We start from the raw sequence: 5,285 nt of genomic DNA, 5'->3' as shown, positions 1-5,285 counted from the left end.
AGCTTCTCGCTGATCTCGTTGACCCTCGCCGGGTCATGGTTTTTCTTCGGTGACACCGTAGTCATTATCGGTGAAACTCCCTCTCAATCAGAGCCTCACACACAAACTTCCTGACACCCTCATTGGTCGGCTTTGTCGGCGTGCCGAGCGATCCGATTTAGCGCCTCGTACATTGCAGATTGTTCGCGCCTTTCGAATTCTGCTGGGCCGGTGTTGGTCTGCTTCGGTGTCCCCACTGGCTTCTCATCCACGTAATAAAAAAGGTGCCCGCCCATTCCCCTTAACGAACCGATCAAAGAGTTAAACACCCTCAGATTCTGGGGTCGCTCTTCACACACCCTCGCGTACAAGAGCGATGCACCTTTCTTCTCCCAACGCCCCGGGTCTTGGCCTTCAGGAATCTCGTTTTTGAACAATCTCTTCTTCGCTTCTGCGAAGTACGCCCCGAATACACGCGCTTTGTCCTCTGGAATGATGAACCCGCCATAGCCAAATGCTGGGCTGTCAGCGAACCTTGGATGACTAGGGGAGACAAAGGCGCCAGGTGCCCCTATCTCATCTAGATACGCAAGGAGCACGCGAAACCCCCTTCAGGCGAAGCGCCAGGACAGTCGTGCATTCAATACACGAAAACCCACACTAGCGTGTGGGTTTCGGAGTTGCTGCCCGGAGGATTCTTGCGGGCGCTCACCTCTGGCTCACATCTGTGAATATACGACGCGCGGGGTACAACGTCAAAGGGTTTCACGCAGAAATTCAAACCGCCCACCCGGCAACGTCGGCAGTCACGAGCCTCAAGCCGGGGACCGGGTGGCGTGCGCCCCACCCGCAGACCCCTAGTAAGCGATCCCTATTACGGCCCATTTTCAGCCATACTCGGGAGGGCTTACTCGGGGTTTGTGTCCTTAGAACGGCAGCGCCGGGAGTGTGAGCCCCGGGACCATGCCTGCCGACACCGCGAACGCCGCCCCAACACCGAGCAGCGCCAGCACCACGGCGACGATGCCGGCGATGGTGCCCGGCGCGACCTCCGAATTCAGGCTCGACGGCGCGGCCGGCGCAGTGCGGTTGATGTCCTTGCCGCAGTCCTCGAAACGCTGCGCGGTGTAGGAGGCGGCGGACTTGACGTAGGCGACCTCGTTGGCGCTGAACGGGGTCTCAAAGGTGGACGGCGCGCCGGTCTTGGAGCTTGTCAGGTCGTCGGCGATGACGGAGCTGGTGGTGTGCTCCTCGACGGGCCACAGCTGCAGATCATCGGTTTGCTTCACCGAGCCCCAGCCGTTCTCGCCGAGCCCGGCGCGCAGCTCGTCCTGTTTCTTCGCCCACAACGCGAGCGCGTCGGCGCGGGAACCGGAGTGGTAAAGGATGTCGTCGGCGTTAAGGCCGGCGGCCAGGGCAGGCACCTGGTCCGCGTTGTACTCGACGGCGCAGACGCGGGAAAAGCCCGGGTCGACGGGCGCTTCAGGCGCGTCGGCGGCTCCGGCGACGGGCGGAAGTACGGCAGCAACGGCGGCGCAGGCGATAACGCCCGCTGTGAGGGTTTTACGCATGTGGAAAAAGATACCCCGCACGGCACCTCCTTACCAGCCTTTCCACAAACCCCGAGAAACCCGCACCTCGTAGTCCTCGTACTCCGTGCCGGACACCAGCGCCGCCACGTGTGCGCGCACGAGCTCCTCGGCGTGCTGCCCGGCGCGGTCGAGAAGCCCGGACGCGATGGCTTTCTCCCGCGCGTCGGCCTCCCGGTCGGCGATGAACCCGGTGACGTCTTCGACGCGGAGTTGGTTGATGGGGTTCATGGTTTGGTCGTAAACCTTGACGCTGTCGGCGTCGATGTGGGATTCCAGCACCTCCACCTCAGGCAGTTGCACGTTGACTTCCCCGTCGGCCAACTGGACGTCGATAAGCGAGGCGTCCTTGATGCCCGCGGTGACGCGCCCGTCGTACGTAACCAGGAAATTCCGTCCGGTAAACGGCACGCGCACCCCGAGCACCTCGAGGCCTTCCTGGTCGAATTTGCCCACGTCGGAGAAGACGTATTCCTCCACAGAAAGCTCGGCAATATCGCCTAACGACGCCCCAATGGTCGTCGACGTCACCTCCCCCTCTTTCCAATTGAGCAGCGCCGGGCGGGTCAGCGCCAAGACGAGCGCCACGATGGCGACCACGGCTATGACCGAGGCCAGCGCACCGAAGCAGCCGGTTGGCCGGGTATCGCGCGGGGAAATCTGCAATTTCGTGCTCACTTCGTTTACCTTACTTCGTCGAGAAAATGTAAGGTGGCTCTCACCTTTTCACGACGAATTATCGCCGACCAGGAAGACCCACCATGACTGGATCAACCAAAGTAGAAAAAGGCCTGGAAGATCGCCCGGCCCCGGAGCACAACGCGGACCGCAAGGACAACAACCAGCAACAGGAGGGCATGTCCGGCTTCCTGGGCTGGATTGAAAAAGTCGGCAACAAGCTGCCGGACCCATTCTGGCTGTTTGTGATCCTCGCCGGCGTGGTGGCGGTGTCGTCCTGGCTGGCCAGCAAGGCGGGCCTGTCCGCAATCGACCCGGCCTCCGGCGAGGAAATCCACGTCGAATCCCTGCTCACTGGCGAGAACATCTCGCGCATGGTCACGGACGCTGTGGAGAACTTCATCGCCTTCCCGCCGCTGGGCGTGATCCTGGCGGTGATGCTGGGTGTGGCCGTGGCGGAGCAGACGGGCCTGCTCGCGGCGATGGTCCGCGCGATGGTGGACAAGGTCAGCCCGAAGATGCTCACGTTCATGGTCGCGCTTGCGGGTGTGACCGGTTCGGTGGCCTCGGACGCCATCTACGTGATCATCATCCCGCTGGGCGCGATGGCCTTCCACGCGGTGGGCCGCTCGCCGGTGGTGGGTGCGATGGTGGCGTTCGCGGCGTCGTCGGCAGGCTTTAATTCCTCGCTAATTTTGAACATCACCGACCTGCTGCTCGCCGGCATCTCCACCTCCGCCGCACAGCTTGTCGACGAAGCCTACGAAGTTTCCCCGCTCGCCAACATCTACTTTGTCATCCCCTCCGCGGTGGTGCTGTCGCTGATCATCACGGCGGTGACGGAGCTGTTCGTGGACAAGAAGGCCGAGAACCTTGTCGACCACGACCACATCGACGAGGACGAACTCCAACTCGACGAGTCCAACCAGCCCGACGACTCCCACCTCACCGACGACGATGACCTGTCGCTCACCCCTCTCGAGCGCAAGGGCCTGTCCTGGGCCGGCATCACCCTCGTCCTCAGCCTGGTGGCCTACTTCGCCCTGCTTTTCATCCCGGGCTCCCCGTTCGCGCGGCCCGAGGAGGGCTTCATGGAGTCGCCTTTGATCCGCGCGATCGCCGTGCCGATCACCGCGATCTTCTTCGTCACCGGCCTGGTCTACGGCCTGATCGTGGGCACGATTAAGGAGGCCGCGGACATCCCGAAGTTCATGGCGAAGGGCCTGGAATCCCTCCTGCCGATCCTGGTGCTGTTCTTCGCCGTTTCCCAGTTCCTGGCGTGGTTCCAGTGGTCCAACCTGGGCCCCTGGACCGCGATCAAGGGCTCTGAGCTGCTGCAGTCCTGGGACCTGCCCAACGTGATCCTCTTCGCGGCCTTCGTGCTCATGGTCACTCTGATCAACCTGTTCATCACCTCCGGCTCCGCTCAGTGGGCGCTGATGGCGCCGGTGGTCGTGCCGATGATGATGTACGTGGACGTCTCCCCTGAGGTGACCCAGATGCTCTACCGCATCGGCGACTCGCCGTCGAACATCATCACCCCGATGTCGCCCTACTTCGCCCTGGCGCTGACGTTCCTGCAGAAGTACTACAAGAAGGCCGGCGTGGGCACCCTGATGTCGCTATCGCTGCCGTACGCGGTGTCCATGCTGGTGGGCTGGTTCGTCTTCTTCATGATCTGGTACGCCCTGGGCATCCCGCTCGGCCCCGGCTCCCCGATGGGGTACCAGGTGTAGCTCGGGGGCGGTGAAGGCCCGGTTGCGTCCGTGCAGCCGGGCCTTTTGCTTATCGACGAGCCTCCGGCAAGACCCGTCACCCAATTCCCTGCAAAGCAGCTTGGCACGTGCTTAGATTCTATTGTCAGAATCTTCAACGAATCCTGCAAAGGAGAGCTCCGTGCCTAACGCGAAAGATCTCGAGCGTCAGCTCCGTGACTTCCAGAACTTGCTGCCCCAAATCGTCGGCTCTGTGCTGGCGATCATCACCGCCCTTGGCGTGATCCTTGGCGCCGTCGCCCCGGAACTGGGTGATAGCTCCAGCAACAACGGTGGCGGCAACTCCTCCCCGTCCGCCCCGTCGAAGCCGGGTAACTCGGGCAAGTACTCCAAGCCGGAGTTCGCCGACGGGAAGTACCTGCACACCCACCGAAACCGTATCCATGGAATCCAGTCCGGTGTCGACGTGACTCTCAACGGGAAGGACTACCCGATGTCACTGATCTCCACGAACGCAGACTGGTATGACCACTCGACGTTTGATGTGAACAAGAAGTACTCGACGCTAAATTACACCGCTGCGTGGGCTTCCAACATCCCGAACTCTGGCGGTGTCGGCGTGATCGAGGTTTATCTGAACGACGGCCTTCGTGATCGCGTAACGGTGAAGCCGGGCGAGGCCAAGAAACGTAGCGCCGACATCCGCGGCGGCGGCCGCGTCAAAATCATCATGTACGCCGTGGACAAAGTGGACGATAAGAAGAAGGTCAACTCGAACGGCCTCGCAATGCTCACTCCGACGCTGAAGTAAGCAAATAGCGCAATGCCCCACCTCAATCCGAGGTGGGGCACTTTCGTATCTGCAGAAGTGCTACTTCCCAATCTCCGCCGGCGTGCGAATCGGCACCTGGCGCGTGAGCCTCTCCAGCGCACCCTGCTCGCACAGAGTCCAGCCGTTGTAGCACCGCAATACATCCCGCGTTGCTTCGTACCGGCGGTCGGGATCGCACACCAACTTCCGTCGCATTTAGCCTGAATCGGACGGACAGATGCGCGCCACATCAGCCACAAGCACCACCCTGAGCGGCCTCCGCCGACCCTGAATTCAGGTTTTAGCCAAAACCCTAATTGGGGCAACACGCCTTGCGCAGCCTCAAAAATCGGACCAGCGAGTTAAGGGAGCGAAGACAGCCTCCCCCGCCGACGAATTCAGGCTTTCGCCTATACGCCAAAATCGCGCAACACTGACCCACTGCGATCCCAAAAGAAAAGCCGGCAGCGACACAATCCGCTCCCAGCTCAACTCCCCCTCACCCCCCAGCGC

5 protein-coding genes are annotated in these 5,285 nt (G+C 61.7%); 2 read left to right on the top strand and 3 right to left on the bottom strand.

Translation table 11 applies throughout. From position 1 onward, the window contains the following. Positions 1–119: 119 nt before the first annotated feature. From MHX64_RS11785 to MHX64_RS11775, 3 genes are all read right to left on the bottom strand, one after another. Positions 120–578 carry a DUF3800 domain-containing protein gene (locus MHX64_RS11785; RefSeq protein WP_239356488.1) on the bottom strand — a complete coding sequence of 153 codons (459 nt, stop codon included), beginning with the start codon at positions 576–578 and terminating at the stop codon, positions 120–122. A gap of 327 nt (positions 579–905) precedes the next feature. Next, positions 906–1,550, bottom strand: a complete 645-nt coding sequence (locus tag MHX64_RS11780) for a hypothetical protein (protein ID WP_070473527.1) — start codon at positions 1,548–1,550, stop codon at positions 906–908. Positions 1,551–1,580: 30 nt separating this feature from the next. Continuing rightward, complete coding sequence (locus tag MHX64_RS11775) at positions 1,581–2,246, bottom strand: DUF4230 domain-containing protein (RefSeq protein WP_239356487.1); 666 nt, start codon at positions 2,244–2,246, stop codon at positions 1,581–1,583. Between the two features lie 83 nt (positions 2,247–2,329). Between MHX64_RS11775 and MHX64_RS11770 the strand changes: the two genes are divergently transcribed. After that, the gene (locus tag MHX64_RS11770; RefSeq protein ID WP_370642092.1) at positions 2,330–3,982 is read left to right on the top strand and encodes an AbgT family transporter; all 1,653 of its coding nucleotides are present in this window, start codon (positions 2,330–2,332) and stop codon (positions 3,980–3,982) included. Between the two features lie 160 nt (positions 3,983–4,142). After that, positions 4,143–4,772, top strand: a complete 630-nt coding sequence (locus MHX64_RS11765; RefSeq protein WP_239356486.1) for a hypothetical protein — start codon at positions 4,143–4,145, stop codon at positions 4,770–4,772. Positions 4,773–5,285 lie beyond the last annotated feature (513 nt).

The organism is Corynebacterium sp. ACRPZ (assembly GCF_022346205.1).
In the GTDB taxonomy this organism is placed as follows: domain Bacteria; phylum Actinomycetota; class Actinomycetes; order Mycobacteriales; family Mycobacteriaceae; genus Corynebacterium; species Corynebacterium lehmanniae.
Note: the sequence above shows the minus strand (reverse complement) of the source record. Positions and strands in the feature narration are given on the sequence as shown.

Coding starts and splice junctions, on each gene's coding strand:
- MHX64_RS11780 (WP_070473527.1), bottom strand. CDS start 1,550: ATGCGTAAAACCCTCACAGCGGGCGTTATCGCCTGCGCCGCCGTTGCT.
- MHX64_RS11770 (WP_370642092.1), top strand. CDS start 2,330: ATGACTGGATCAACCAAAGTAGAAAAAGGCCTGGAAGATCGCCCGGCC.